Genomic DNA, 14,051 nt, shown 5'->3' with positions numbered 1-14,051 from the left:
GGGAGAATGGACGGATGGACTGGCAGACCTCCGAAGACACGGTGCCCTCCGCGCCGATCACGGAGGCCGACGCGCGCCTGCTGCGCGCGCGTCCGCCGGCGACCGGCGCATGGCGCGACGGCGATCCGGCCGGCGAGCGTCGTTTCGCGGCCTTCGGCGCGTTCGCCACCGAGGGCGGGGAGGAGCTCCCCGGCATCCGTCTCGCCTACGAGACCTGGGGCGAGCTGAACGCCGCCCGCGACAACGCGGTCCTCATCCTGCACGCCCTCACCGGCGACAGCCATGTGCGCGGGCCCGCGGGACCGGGCCACCCGACGGCGGGCTGGTGGGATGACATCGTCGGGCCGGGCGCCCCCGTCGACACCGATCGCTGGTTCGTCGTGGCGCCGAACATGCTGGGCGGATGCCAGGGCTCGACCGGCCCGTCCTCCATCGCGCCGGACGGCTACGAGTGGGCCTCCCGCTTCCCGTACCTCACGATCCGCGACCAGGTCGCCGCGCAGGTGCGCCTGGCCGACGCGCTCGGCGTCGACCGGTGGGCGGCGGTCATCGGCGGCTCGATGGGCGGCATGCACGCCCTGGAGTGGGGCGTCGGGCACCCCGAGCGGGTGGAGCGCCTCGCGGTGCTGTCGGCACCGCCGGTGACGACGGCCGACCAGATCGCCCTCAACGGCGTGCAGCTGGAGGCGATCCAGATCGACCCCCGGTTCGCCGGCGGCGAGTACTACGACGCCCCCGACGGCGAGGGCCCCCACCGGGGGCTGGCGCTGGCCCGGCGGATGGCGCTGCTGAACTACCGCAGCCCCACCGAGCTCAACCAGCGCTTCCAGCGGTCATGGCAGTCCGACAAGAGCCCGCTCGGGCACGGCGGCCGGTTCGCGGTGGAGAGCTACCTCGACTTCCACGGCAACAAGTTCACGCGCCGCTTCGACGCGAACAGCTACATCGCGCTCGTCGACGCCATGGACTCCCACGATGTCGGCCGCGACCGCGGCGGCATCGAGGACGCCCTCGCGCGCGTCACGGCGACGACGCTCGTGCTCGGCATCGACAGCGACCGGCTATTCCCCGTCGACGGCCAGCACCGCATCGCCCGCGGCATCCGCTCGACGATCGACGACGGCGCCGTCGTCCTCTCCAGCGACTTCGGTCACGACGGGTTCCTCATCGAGACTGCCGCCGTCGGCGCGCACCTGCGGCGCCTGCTGCAGGCCTGACCCGCCCGCGCGTCAGGCCGGGACGGCGGCGGGCCGACGTGCCTGCAGCGCGTAGCTGACCAGCGCCAGCGCGAACCCGGCGACGGCGAGGACGAGTCCCACCCAGATCGGCGCGATGAAGCCGAACCCGTGCGCGATGACGAGTCCGCCGAGGAAGGCCCCGAGCGCGTTGCCGATGTTCAGCGCGGAGTGGTTCAGCGCCGCGGCGATGGACTGGTTGTCACCGGCGACGCTCATGAGCCGCGACTGGATCGTCGGCGACAGCGCGGAGGTGATGGCGCCGAGGGCGAAGACGAACACACCGAGGGTGACGATCCAGGCGGCCGTCAGCGCCAGCAGCGCCTGCACGACGATGAACAGCACGAACCCGACGAGCAGCGTGCGCTTCAGGTCGATGTCGGCGAGATGACCGCCGACGAGGTTGCCGATCGTCATCCCGAGCCCCATGAGGACCAGCACGACCGGCACCGCCCACTCCGGAGCTCCGGCCACGTCGGTCACGACGGGCGCGATGTAGCTGTAGGCGGCGAAGAACCCGCCGAAGCCGATCGCGCCGATGCCGATCGCGAACCACACCTGCGGCATGCCGAACGCCCGCAGCTCGGCGCGCAGGGTGCGGTCGGGGTCGCCGGCGTGGGCGGGCACGAACAGCCCGATGAGCACGGTCGCGAGGGCGAAGATGCCGGCCACGATGGCGAACGCGACGCGCCAGCCCAGCTGCTGGCCGAGGAATGTGCCGAGCGGCACGCCCACGACGTTCGCGAGCGTGAGTCCGGTGAGCACGAAGGCCGCGCCCTTCGCCCGCGACCCCGGCCCCAGCACGTCGGCGGCCACGAGAGCGCCGATGCCGAAGTAGGCGCCGTGCGGCAGCCCCGCCAGCAGACGCGAGGCGGCGACCATCTCGAACGTCGGCATGAGGAAGGTCAGCGCGTTGAACAGCGTCAGAGCGGCGGCGAGACCCAGCATGACCCGGTGGCGCGGGTACTTCGCGACGGATGCCGCGATCGTCGGCGCGCCGACGACGACGCCCAGCGCGTAGAGCGAGATGAGCCAGCCTGCCTGGGCGATGGCGGCCTCGGGGTCGGTGGCGGTGAGCGTCGGCAGAAGGTCGGCGGAGATCTGCGGCAGCAGGCCCATGACGACGAACTCGGTCATGCCGATGCCGAACGATCCGATGGCGAGGGAGAGGAGCGTCCACGTCGCCGCGCCCCTCGAGAGCGTCGAGGAGGTCACCGCATCATGCTAGCGGCCCCGCGGAGGCTCAGGCGTCGTGCGGGAGCGACTCGATGGCCCGCTCGAGGCGGTCGATCTTGCCGTCGATCTCACCGGTGTGCCCGGGGCGGATGTCGGCCTTGAGCACGAGCGAGACGCGGGAACCGTACGGCAGGACGGCATCCGTCGCCGCCTTCACGACCGCGAAGACCTCGTCCCACTCCCCCTCGATCTCGGTGAACATCGACGTGGTGCGGTGCGGCAGTCCCGAGGCGCGGACGACGGACACCGCCGCCGCGACGGCGTCGTGGACGGACCCGTCGGCGCGACCGGTCCCGGATGGGGCGACGGAGAAGGCGATGAGCATGGAACTCCTCGATTCGGTGGCGGGCGGTTCTCAGGCGAAGGATGCCGCGCGCAGCGCGGCCGCGTCGCGCACCGGTGACCGGACGATGGCCGCGAGGCGCACCACCATCCAGACCAGCAGCGCGATGAGCGCGAGGTTGCGGACGGTGAGCACCGTTACCGGCACGAGGGCCGGGGTGAGGATGCCGCCGTACAGCAGCGGGTACACCAACTGGGTGAGCAGCGCGGTGCCGAGGGCGACGGTCGCCGGCAGCGCCCACCGGCGCCGGTCGAGCACGAGGCCGACGACGAGCGAGGGCACGAGCCAGCAGAGGTACTGCGGCGAGCCCACCTTGTTGAAGACGATGAATCCCAGGACGAGGGCGAGGGACAGGGGCGGGAACAGGGTGGCGTAGCGGGCGCCGCGCGCGACGGCGATGACGCCGAGCGCGGCGATGCCGGCCATCGCGACGAGCAGCAGCGGGGTCATGAGCGCGATGACCGTGTCGACCTCGGTCCCCGTCACCTGGAAGGTCAGCATGTCGCGGTCGTAGTACACCCAGAACGTGCGCGGGTCGAAGAAGGTGCCCCACAGGTACGGCGTGCTGACCGGGGCCTCCACCTGCAGGCCCCGGCTGGTCTGGTCGCCGATGAACCCGAACGCGTTCGCCGCGCCGCCCGCGAGGACGACGCCGCTGAGCGTGAGCGCGGAGACGATCACGGCGCCGCCGACGAGCGCGCCCCGACGGCGCAGCGCGATGACGGCGGCGGCGAGCAGCGCGGCCGGCCACACCTTCATCCATGTGGCGACCGCCAGCAGGATCGACGCGAGCCAGGGCCGGCCCACGAGCCACAGGCAGCCGAGGACGGCGAGCGCGGTCGTGAAGCCGTCGAGGCGGTAGAGGCCGACCGGCCCGAGCAGCGCGATGAACGACAGCCAGAACCACGCCGCAGTGACCCGGCCGACGGCGTGCGCGCGGCCGACGAGCACGGCGAAGGCGAGGGCGTCGACCGCGGTGACCACGAGTGCCCACGCGAGGTAGTAGCCCGCGAGCGGGGCGAGCCCCTGCGCCGCGATCATCGGCAGCAGGGCGAGCTGCGGGTACACCCAGGGCTCGGTGACCCCGACGATCGCGCTGCCGTCGAGGGCCATCCGCGACCAGGGGTCGTACACGTTGTGCACGTCGCCCATGGGCTGGTTCGGCATGAGGAACCCGAGCCACGCGACGCCCGCGTGGACGACGGCGAACGCGATCCACAGCACCGCGCGCCTCGACATCCCTCCATCCTAGGGACGGCGTCACCGCACCCGGTTCCCGGGGCCGGCGCCGGCTCAGCCTCCCGCGAGCATGCCTCCGACGACGGATGCCGCGGCCTCCGCGACCTCGAGCGCGACGACCGGTCCGCCCCGGTGGGCCTCCGACGCCGCCGCGGCGGCCCGGCCGTGCAGCCACGCCGCCGTCGCGGCGCAGGCCTCCGGCGTCGCCCCCGCGCCGCCGTCGCCACCGCCATCACCGCCGCCATCGCCGTCGCTGCCACTCCGTGCGGCGGTCGCGCCCGCCAGCAGCGCCCCCAGGATGCCGGCGAGCACGTCGCCGGTCCCGGCCGTGGCGAGCCACGGCACGTCCGTCGTGACGGTGCGGATGCCGCCGTCCGGCGCCGCCACGATCGTCGTCGCGCCCTTCAGCAGCACGACGGCACCGGTGGCCGCCGCCGTCTCGGCCGCCGCCGCGACCCGGTCGGGTTGCTCGCCGAGGCCGAGACGCTTCCGCAGCGCCGCGTGCTCCCGGTCGTGCGGAGTGAGCACCCGCGGCGCGCGCACGTCGGCGGCGGCCGCCCCGGCATCCGCGGCGCGATCGGCGCGCGACAGCGCCTCGATGAGGTCCAGGGCGCCGGCGTCGACGACCACGGGGACATCCGCCTGCAGGACGCTGCGGAGCGCGGCCGTCTCGTCGGGGGTGCGGTCCGCGGCATCCGTCCCCGATCCGATTACCCACGCCTGCACGCGACCGTCGGCGGTGACGGTCTCGGGGCGGCGGTGCAGCACGAGCGCGCGGGGGCGGTCCGGTCCGAGGTAGCGGACCATCCCGACACCGGTGCGCCACGCCGCCTCCACGCCGAGGACGGCGGCGCCGGGATAGGCGTCCGATCCCGTCCGCAGCCCCACGACGCCGCGGGAATACTTGTCATCGTGGGCCGTTGGCCTCCTGAGGACCGCCGCCGCGTCGGCCGCGGACCATTCCCGTGACGCGTTCATGCGCGACACTGTACCCGGCCGGTCCCTGCGCCGGCCCGCCCCGTCCCCACTCGGAAGGTCGCCGATGAGCCTGCTGTTCTCCCCCTATGACCTCGCCGGACGCACCGTGCGCAATCGACTGTGGGTCGCGCCGATGTGCCAGTACTCGGCGAGCGAAGGCGTGCCGAACGACTGGCACCACGTGCACCTGGCGCAGTTCGCGTCCGGTGGCGCGGGCGTCGTCATCGCCGAGGCCACCGCGGTCGTGCCCGAGGGGCGCATCTCCCCCGAGGACACCGGACTGTGGAACGACGCGCAGCAGCAGGCGTGGGCGCCGATTGCCGCCGCGATCCGCGCGCGCGACGCGCTGCCGGGCATCCAGCTCGCTCACGCGGGGCGCAAGGCCTCGACCTGGTCGCCGTTCTCCGGGCACCGCGGTTCCGTGCCGACGGATGCCGGGGGCTGGACGACCGTCGCGCCCTCCGCCGTCGCCTTCGAGGGCTTCGCCGAGCCCGTCGCCCTCGACACCGCCGGGATCGACCGGATCGTCGAGGCGTTCGGCGCCGCGGCGGTGCGCGCCGTCGCCGCCGGGTTCGACGTGCTCGAAGTGCACGCCGCGCACGGCTACCTGCTGCACCAGTTCCTCTCCCCGCTGTCGAACCTCCGCGACGACGAGTACGGCGGAAGCCTTCACAACCGCGCCCGGCTGCTGCTGCGCATCGTCGAGACGGTGCGCGCCGCGGCGCCGCAGGCGGCGCTCGTGGTGCGGTTCTCGGCATCCGACTGGGCCGACGGCGGCTGGGACGCCGCGCAGACGGCGACCGTCGCGCAGTGGGCCGCCGAGCGCGGCGCGGTGCTGTTCGACATCTCCAGCGGCGGACTCGTCGCCCACCAGCGCATCACGACGGGCCCGGGCTATCAGGTGCCGCTGGCCGCCGAGGTGCGCAGGTCCAGCGGCCTGCCGGTGAGCGCCGTCGGCGAGATCACGTCGGGCGCCCAGGCCGAGGCGGTGCTGCAGTCGGGCGACGCCGACGTGATCCTCGCCGGGCGGGAGTGGCTGCGCGACCCGCACTTCGCGCTGCGCGCCGCCACCGAGCTCGGCGAGACCGACGCCTCGCTGTGGCCGCCGCAGTACGTCCGCGCCCGGCCCCGCTAGCGCGCGGGCCGCTCAACGGGTGGTTTCTCGCGCGGTGACTCAGTACCCGCGGCGGCGGGTCGCGTCGTGCACCTCTCCGACGAGCTCCTCGATGATGTCCTCGAGGAACAGCACCGCGGTGGTCTCCCCTGCCGCGTTGCGCACCTGCGCGAGGTGCCGGCTCGACCGGCGCATGAGGGCGAGCGCGTCCTCGAGGTCGGTCGTCTCGGCCACCGGCACCATGTGATGGATCCGTTTGGGCTTGATCGGAGCGGCGACGTCGTTCTCGGCATCCGGACCCTCGGCGGCACGCAGCACGTCCTTCAGGTGCACGTAGCCGCGGGGGGCGCCCTCGGCATCCACGATCACGTAGCGCGAGAAGCCGTGCTTGGCGACGGCGCGCTCGATCTCGTCGGGCGTCGTGATCTCCGGCAGGGTGACGAGCTCCGACAGCGGCACGGCGACATCCCGCGCCTTCTTGTCGGTGAACTCCACCGCCGCGGCGACGGCGCCCGACGCGTCGTCGAGCACACCCTCGATGCGGGACTGGTTCACGATGGTCGCGACCTCGTCGAGCGTGAAGGTGGATGCCGCCTCGTCCTTCGGTTCCACGCGGAACAGGCGCACGATGTGGTTCGCGATCCAGTTCAGCGCGACGATGAGCGGGTAGAACAGCTTCGACACCCACACGAGCGGCGTCGCCAGCAGCAGCACCGCACGGTCGGGCAGCGAGAACGCCAGGTTCTTCGGCACCATCTCGCCGAACACGACGTGCAGGTACGAGACCACCAGCAGCGCGATCGCAAACGCGACGCCGCCGATGACGGCCTCGCTCCAGCCGGTGAGGCCCAGCGGCACCTCGAGGAGGTGGTGGATGGCGGGCTCCGAGACGTTCAGGATCAGCAGCGAGCAGATCGTGATGCCGAGCTGGCAGGTGGCCAGCATGAGCGTCGCGTGCTCCATCGCGTACAGCGCGGTCTTCGCCGCGCGCGACCCCTTCTCGGCGAGCGGTTCGATCTGTGAGCGACGGGCCGAGATGACCGCGAACTCGGATGCCACGAAGAATCCGTTGAACGCGAGCAGCACGACCAGCCATGCCAGGCCTGCCCAGTCGCTCATCGCCGCTCACCTCCCTCGATCTCGGCCCCTTCCGGCAGCGGACGCGGGGTGAACTTCACGCGGTCGACGCGGCGACCGTCCATGCGCTGCACCTCGAGGGTGCCGTCCTCGAGTTCGATGCTGTCGCCGACGGTGGGGATCCGCTCGAGCGTCGACATCACGAACCCGCCGACGGTGTCGTAGACCTCACCTTCGGGCACGCGGATGCCTGTGCGGTCGAGCACCTCGTCGGGGCGCAGCTCACCGGGGAAGATGACGGCATCCGCGACGCGGACGACACCCGCGCGGCTCCGGTCGTGCTCATCGAGCACCTCACCGACGATCTCCTCGACGAGGTCCTCGAGCGTCACGACGCCGGCCGTCCCGCCGTACTCGTCGACGACGATCGCCATCTGGTAGCCGCGGGCGCGCAACTCCGCCATGACGGCATCCAGGTGCACCGCCTCGGGAACGCGCAGCGGCTCCTCGGCGATGGCGGCGGCGGGCACTTCGGCGCGGCGGTCGCGGGGAACACTGACGGCCTGCTTGAGGTGCACGATGCCCGTGATGTCGTCCATCGATTCGGCGTACACGGGGAACCTGCTGTGGCCGGTGCGGCGCGCGAGCTGGATGACATCCTCGACGCTGTCACTGGCGGCGACCGCGTGGATCGACGGGCGCGGGGTCATGACATCCGCCGTCGTCAGCCGCGCGAAGGTCAGGGTGCGGTTCAGCAGTGACGCGGTGTCCTGCTCGAGCACACCCGCGCTCGCGGAGCGCCGCACGAGACTCGACAGCTCGTCGGCCGTTCGAGCGCCCGACAGCTCCTCCTTGGGTTCGATCCCCATGCTGCGCAGGATGGCGTTCGCACTGCCGTTGAGCACCGCGACGACGGGGCGGAACACGGTCGTGAAGCCGACTTGGAACGGCATGACCAACTTGGCCGTCTGCCGCGGGATGGCCAGGGCGAAGTTCTTCGGCACGAGCTCGCCGAGGATCATCGAGAAGATCGTGGCGATCGCGATGGCGACGACCGTGGAGATCGTGCGGGCCACGGCATCCGGCACTCCTGCTGCGGTGAACAGCGGGCTCAGCAGGTTCGTGAGGGCGGGCTCCATCGTGTAGCCGGTGAGCAGCGTCGTCAGCGTGATGCCCAGCTGCGCGCTGGAGAGATGGGTCGACGTCATCTTCAGCGCGTCGATCGTCAGTGACAGCCGCGACTCGCCGGCGGCCCGGCGGGCTTCGAGGTCGGCGCGGTCGAGGTTCACGAGCGCGAACTCGCTCGCGACGAACAGGCCGGTCCCGATCGTGAGCAGCAGCCCCACGCCCAACATGACGTAATCCATCACGCATCACCCCCGCTCACGCGGAAGGAGGGTCGGTGGGGCGAACGTCTGCAACTGGGAGGGTCGTCCATTGTGCCGACGATTCTACGGCACGCTGCGGGTCACCAGCTGACGGGGAGCGCCTTGCCCTCTTCGTAGCCGGCGGCGGACTGCAGCCCGACGGTCGCGCGCTCGTGGAACTCCGGCACCGAGGATGCCCCGGCGTAGGTGAACGACGACCGCACACCCGAGGTGATCATGTCGACGAGATCCTCGACCGACGGGCGCAGCGGGTCGAGGTAGATCTTCGACGACGAGATGCCCTCGGCGAACAGCTCCTTGCGTGCCCGCTCGTACGGGTCCAGGCGTCCGAACCGACCGTGGACCGCCTTCGTCGAGGCCATCCCCCACGACTCCTTGTAGACGCGCCCCGCCTCGTCGACCTGCAACTGGCCGGGGGCCTCGATCGTCCCGGCGAACCACGAGCCGATCATGACGGATGCCGCGCCCGCCGCCAGGGCCAGGGCGACGTCACGCGGATAGCGCACACCGCCGTCGGCCCACACGTGCGCGCCGAGCTCCGCCGCGGCCTGCGCGGTCTCCAGCACGGCGGAGAACTGCGGTCGTCCGACGGCGGTCATCATGCGCGTCGTGCACATCGCTCCCGGACCCACGCCGACCTTCAGGATCGACGCTCCCGCGGCGACGAGGTCGCGCGCGCCCTCCGCGGTCACGATGTTCCCGGCGACGAGCGGGATGCCGAGACCCAGACCCGCGACGGTGTGCAGCGCCCGCAGCATCCCCTCCTGGTGCCCGTGCGCGGTGTCGACGACGAGAACGTCCACGCCCGCGGCGGCGAGCGCCTTCGCCTTCGCGGCGACGTCGCCGTTGATGCCGACCGCGGCGGCCACGATGAGCCGTCCGTCCGGGTCCACCGCCGGCCGGTACAGGGTGGAGCGCAGCGCCGTGCGCTGCGAGAGGGTCCCGACGAGGTACCCGTGGTGCAGCACGCACACGGTCTCGGCCTCCGCCGCGACGAGCAGATCGAACGCGTGGCGCGCGTCGGTCACGTCGTCCGCATCGATCGACGCGGTGCGGCCGCGCGCGAGGTCGCCGAGCCGCGCATCCGGCAGCGCGGTGCCGAGCCTGCTCGCCGGGACGACGCCGAGGATGTCGTCGACGTGGATGCGGTCGGCGATCGCCGCCACGACGACGATGCCGTGGCCCTCGGTCGCCGGCAGCAACGCCGCCGCCTCGGCGACGGTCGCGTCGGCGGTGAGCACCTGCGGGGTGTCCCACGGCACCGGCTGCTCCTTGACCCACCGGATGGCGGCGTCGATGTCCTGCAGCGGCATGTCCTGCGGCAGCACGCCCAGCCCGCCCCGGCGCGCGAGCGCGGCTGCCAGGCGCGGTCCGGTGACGGAGTTCATGTTGGAGGCGACGAGGGGGATGGTCGCCGACGTGCCGTCCTGCGGCGAGAGGTCCACATCCAGGCGACTCGTGATCCCCGACCGCCGCGGCACGAGGAACACGTCGGAATAGGTGAGGTCGACGGTGGGCTGGGCGCCGGAGAACTGCATGTACCCACGGTACCGACCGAAAACCTGGGATACCCTTGATGGATGTGTGCGTGAGGGCTCCTGGATGCCCCGTACGGACTGAACTTCATCGATGAAAGCAGGCGCAACCGTGTCCAGTCAGGTGACCGGCGTGGGTACTTCGAGCGACGGCGAATTCGGGGCCAACGAGTGGCTCGTCGCCGAGATGTACGACCAGTTCGCGAAGGATCGCAACTCGGTCGACCAGGCCTGGTGGCCGGTGCTGGAGGCGTACGAGAAGACGCAGCGGGATGCCGGCACGGCCCCCGCTCCGGCCGGTCAACCGCAGGCCCCGTCCGCGGCGCAGCCCGCGGCATCCGCCCCCGCCTCCCCGGCCCCGGCGTCCTCCACCCCGGCCTCGGAGGCGCGCCCGCTCACCGCTCCCATCCCCGTCGTCGGCGGCCCGCAGCCGGTCGCCCGCACCACGGCGCGCCCGGCCGCCCCGCAGCCGGTCCCGGCGCAGGCCCCGGAGGACGAGCCCGCCCAGACCGCCGCCCGCGAGGACGTCGTCACGCCGCTGCGCGGCATGACGAAGACCCTCGCGGCGAACATGGACGAGTCCCTCACGGTCCCCACCGCCACGAGTGTGCGCACCGTTCCGGCGAAGCTCATGATCGACAACCGGATCGTGATCAACAACCACATGTCCCGCACGCGGGGCGGCAAGGTCAGCTTCACGCACCTCATCGGATGGGCGCTCATCCAGGCGCTGAAGGTCTTCCCCAGCCAGAACGTCTCCTACGCCGAGATCGACGGCAAGCCCTCGGTGGTCGCACCCGCGCACATCAACCTCGGCATCGCGATCGACCTCCCGAAGCCCGACGGCACGCGCGCCCTCATGGTCCCGAGCATCAAGCAGGCCGAGTCGCTGACGTTCAGCGAGTACCTCTCCGCCTATGAGGACCTCGTCAAGCGCGCGCGGGGCAACAAGCTCACTGCGACCGACTTCCAGGGCACGACGATCTCGCTGACCAACCCCGGCGGCATCGGCACGGTCCACTCCGTGCCGCGCCTCATGAAGGGTCAGGGCTGCATCGTCGGCGCCGGCGCCCTCGAGTACCCCGCCGAATTCCAGGGCTCGAGCGAGAAGACGCTCGTCGAGCTCGCCATCGGCAAGACCATCACCCTGACGAGCACCTACGACCACCGCGTCATCCAGGGCGCCGGTTCGGGTGAGTTCCTCAAGATCGTGCACGAGCTCCTCATCGGCCAGCGTGGCTTCTACGAGGAGATCTTCGCCGCGCTGCGCATCCCGTACGCGCCGATCCACTGGTCCAGCGACATCAACGTCGACCTCGCCGAGCGCGTCGACAAGCAGTCCCGTGTCGTCGAGCTCATCAACTCCTACCGCGTGCGCGGCCACCTCATGGCCGACACCGACCCCCTGGAGTACGTGCAGCGCACGCACCCCGACCTCGAGATCGAGAACCACGGGCTGACGTTCTGGGACCTCGACCGCGAGTTCGTCACCGGCGGATTCGGCGGCAGGCGCACGATGAAGCTGCGCGACATCCTCGGTGTGCTCCGCGACTCGTACTGCCGCACGATCGGTGTCGAGTACATGCACATCCAGGACCCGACCCAGCGCAAGTGGTTCCAGGACAACGTCGAGGTCAAGTACCAGAAGCCGAGCCACGACGAGCAGCTGCGCATCCTCGACAAGCTCAACCAGGCCGAGGCGTTCGAGACCTTCCTGCAGACCAAGTACGTCGGCCAGAAGCGCTTCAGCCTCGAGGGCGGCGAGTCGCTCATTCCGCTGCTGGACCAGATCCTGCAGGGAGCGGCCGGCGCGGGCCTGGACGGCGCCGCGATCGGCATGGCCCACCGCGGCCGCCTGAACGTGCTGACCAACATCGCCGGCAAGACCTACAGCCAGATCTTCCGCGAGTTCGAGGGGTCCGTCGCGATCGGGTCGAAGTCGGGCTCCGGCGACGTCAAGTACCACCTCGGCACCGAGGGCACGTTCGTGTCGGATGCCGGGGAGGAGCTGCCCGTGTACCTGGCGGCCAACCCGTCGCACCTGGAGACGGTCGACGGCGTGCTGGAGGGCATCGTCCGCGCCAAGCAGGACCGGATGCCGATCGGCACGTACTCCTGGCTGCCGATCCTCGTCCACGGCGATGCGGCGTTCGCCGGTCAGGGCGTCGTGGTGGAGACCCTGCAGATGTCGCAGCTGCGCGGATACCGCACCGGCGGCACCGTGCACGTCGTCGTCAACAACCAGGTCGGCTTCACGACCCTGCCGCAGGACGGCCGGACCTCGGTGTACGCCACCGATGTCGCCAAGACCATCCAGGCCCCCATCTTCCACGTCAACGGCGATGACCCCGAGGCCGTCGTCCGCGTCGCGGAGCTGGCCGTCGCCTACCGCCAGCAGTTCCAGCGCGACGTCGTCATCGACCTCGTCTGCTACCGCCGCCGCGGTCACAACGAGGGCGACGACCCGTCGATGACGCAGCCGCTCATGACGAACCTCATCGAGGCCAAGCGCTCGGTCCGGCGCCTGTACACGGAGTCGCTCGTCGGCCGCGGTGACATCACCGAGGAGGAGTACGACAAGGCGAAGGCCGACTTCCAGAACCGTCTGGAGATCGCGTTCGCCGAGACGCACGCCGCCGAGACCGGAGCCACGGGCATCGTCTCCTCCGCCAGCGGCGAGATCGACCAGGCCGTGGGCGAGCCGGAGACGACCGGTGTCGCGGTGGAGGTCGTCCACCAGATCGGCGATGCGTTCGTCAACAAGCCCGACGGCTTCACGGTGCACTCCAAGCTCCAGCAGCTGCTGGAGAAGCGCCTCGACATGAGCCGCAACGGCCAGATTGACTGGGGCTTCGGCGAGCTGCTCGCGTTCGGCTCCGTGCTCATGGAGGGCACCAACGTGCGCCTCGCCGGGCAGGACGCCCGCCGCGGCACGTTCGTGCAGCGGCACGCGGTGCTCCACGACCGTCAGAACGGCCAGGAGTGGCTGCCGCTGGCGAACCTGTCGCAGAACCAGGGCCGCTTCTACGTCTACGACTCGCTGCTGAGCGAGTACGCGGCGATGGCGTTCGAGTACGGCTACTCCGTCGAGCGCCCCGACACCCTCACCCTCTGGGAGGCCCAGTTCGGCGACTTCGCCAACGGCGCCCAGTCGGTCATCGACGAATATATCTCGGCCGCCGATCAGAAGTGGGGTCAGCAGTCGAGCGTCGTGCTGCTGCTGCCGCACGGCTACGAGGGCCAGGGTCCCGACCACTCCTCGGGCCGCATCGAGCGCTACCTGCAGATGTGCGCGCAGGACAACATGATCGTCGCGCGGCCGTCGACCCCGGCATCCTATTTCCACCTGCTGCGCCGTCAGGCCTACGCCCGCCCGCGCCGCCCGCTGATCGTCTTCACACCGAAGGCGATGCTGCGCCTGCGCGGCGCGACGAGTCCCGTCGAAGCGTTCACGACGGGCCGGTTCGAGCCGGTGCTGGACGATGACCGCAGCATCGACAAGAGCGCCGTGACCCGCGTGCTGCTGCACGCCGGCAAGATCCACTGGGACCTCAAGGCCGAGCTGGACAAGAAGCCGAACCCGCAGATCGCGCTCGTGCGCCTGGAGCAGCTGTACCCGGCGCCGATCGACGAGCTGAACGCGGTGATCGACAGCTACCCGAACGCGGAGCTGGTGTGGGTGCAGGACGAGCCCGAGAACCAGGGCGCCTGGCCATTCATCGCGCTCGAGGTCGTCAAGCACCTCCACGGCCGGACCATCCGCCGCGTCTCGCGTGCGGCGGCCGCGTCGACCGCGACCGGGTCGCCGAAGGTGCACGCCCGCGAGCAGGCCGAGATCATCGAGAAGGCGCTCACCCTCTGAGGCACTGACGAGAAGGGGCCGGATGCCGCGGCATCCGGCTTCTT

The 14,051-nt window shown here is 71.4% G+C and carries 10 protein-coding genes; 3 read left to right on the top strand and 7 right to left on the bottom strand.

Going from position 1 to position 14,051, the window contains the following annotated elements:
- The first annotated feature begins 14 nt into the window (after positions 1–14).
- Positions 15–1,217: a homoserine O-acetyltransferase MetX gene (gene metX, locus ACPYN4_RS01735; protein ID WP_424445471.1), complete on the top strand. Its 1,203-nt coding sequence runs from the start codon at positions 15–17 to the stop codon at positions 1,215–1,217.
- Between the two features lie 12 nt (positions 1,218–1,229).
- Here the strand turns inward: metX and ACPYN4_RS01730 are convergent, their stop codons facing one another.
- The 4 genes from ACPYN4_RS01730 to ACPYN4_RS01715 are packed head-to-tail and all read right to left on the bottom strand — an operon-like array spanning position 1,230 to position 5,031.
- Entirely contained in the window at positions 1,230–2,450 is a 1,221-nt protein-coding gene (locus ACPYN4_RS01730) for an MFS transporter (protein ID WP_424445470.1), read from the bottom strand.
- 28 nt (positions 2,451–2,478) lie between these two features.
- On the bottom strand, positions 2,479–2,796 hold the full coding sequence (locus ACPYN4_RS01725) for a thiamine-binding protein (RefSeq protein ID WP_424445469.1): 318 nt from the start codon (positions 2,794–2,796) through the stop codon (positions 2,479–2,481).
- A 30-nt stretch (positions 2,797–2,826) separates the two neighbouring features.
- A complete protein-coding gene (locus tag ACPYN4_RS01720; protein WP_424445468.1) occupies positions 2,827–4,053 on the bottom strand; it encodes a glycosyltransferase 87 family protein in 1,227 nt (408 codons plus the stop codon).
- 54 nt (positions 4,054–4,107) lie between these two features.
- Positions 4,108–5,031 (bottom strand): ADP-dependent NAD(P)H-hydrate dehydratase, encoded by a 924-nt coding sequence (locus ACPYN4_RS01715; protein WP_281652637.1) that lies wholly within the window; start codon positions 5,029–5,031, stop codon positions 4,108–4,110.
- A gap of 64 nt (positions 5,032–5,095) precedes the next feature.
- Between ACPYN4_RS01715 and ACPYN4_RS01710 the strand changes: the two genes are divergently transcribed.
- Positions 5,096–6,166 carry an NADH:flavin oxidoreductase/NADH oxidase gene (locus ACPYN4_RS01710; protein ID WP_424445467.1) on the top strand — a complete coding sequence of 357 codons (1,071 nt, stop codon included), beginning with the start codon at positions 5,096–5,098 and terminating at the stop codon, positions 6,164–6,166.
- Positions 6,167–6,205: 39 nt separating this feature from the next.
- Here ACPYN4_RS01710 and ACPYN4_RS01705 read toward each other — a convergent pair whose 3' ends face one another.
- From ACPYN4_RS01705 to ACPYN4_RS01695, 3 genes are all read right to left on the bottom strand, one after another.
- Entirely contained in the window at positions 6,206–7,264 is a 1,059-nt protein-coding gene (locus ACPYN4_RS01705; protein ID WP_424445466.1) for a hemolysin family protein, read from the bottom strand.
- Complete coding sequence (locus ACPYN4_RS01700; protein WP_076691376.1) at positions 7,261–8,589, bottom strand: hemolysin family protein; 1,329 nt, start codon at positions 8,587–8,589, stop codon at positions 7,261–7,263. The genes ACPYN4_RS01705 and ACPYN4_RS01700 overlap by 4 nt, the downstream gene beginning before the upstream one ends.
- 101 nt (positions 8,590–8,690) lie before the next feature.
- Positions 8,691–10,148, bottom strand: coding sequence for a GuaB1 family IMP dehydrogenase-related protein (locus tag ACPYN4_RS01695; RefSeq protein ID WP_239282342.1), 1,458 nt, complete (start codon positions 10,146–10,148; stop codon positions 8,691–8,693).
- Positions 10,149–10,257: 109 nt separating this feature from the next.
- Between ACPYN4_RS01695 and ACPYN4_RS01690 the strand changes: the two genes are divergently transcribed.
- Positions 10,258–14,007 (top strand): multifunctional oxoglutarate decarboxylase/oxoglutarate dehydrogenase thiamine pyrophosphate-binding subunit/dihydrolipoyllysine-residue succinyltransferase subunit, encoded by a 3,750-nt coding sequence (locus ACPYN4_RS01690; protein WP_424445741.1) that lies wholly within the window; start codon positions 10,258–10,260, stop codon positions 14,005–14,007.
- Positions 14,008–14,051 lie beyond the last annotated feature (44 nt).

This window comes from Microbacterium sp. CH-015, from assembly GCF_049707015.1.
Lineage (GTDB): Bacteria > Actinomycetota > Actinomycetes > Actinomycetales > Microbacteriaceae > Microbacterium > Microbacterium aurum.
Note: the sequence above shows the minus strand (reverse complement) of the source record. Positions and strands in the feature narration are given on the sequence as shown.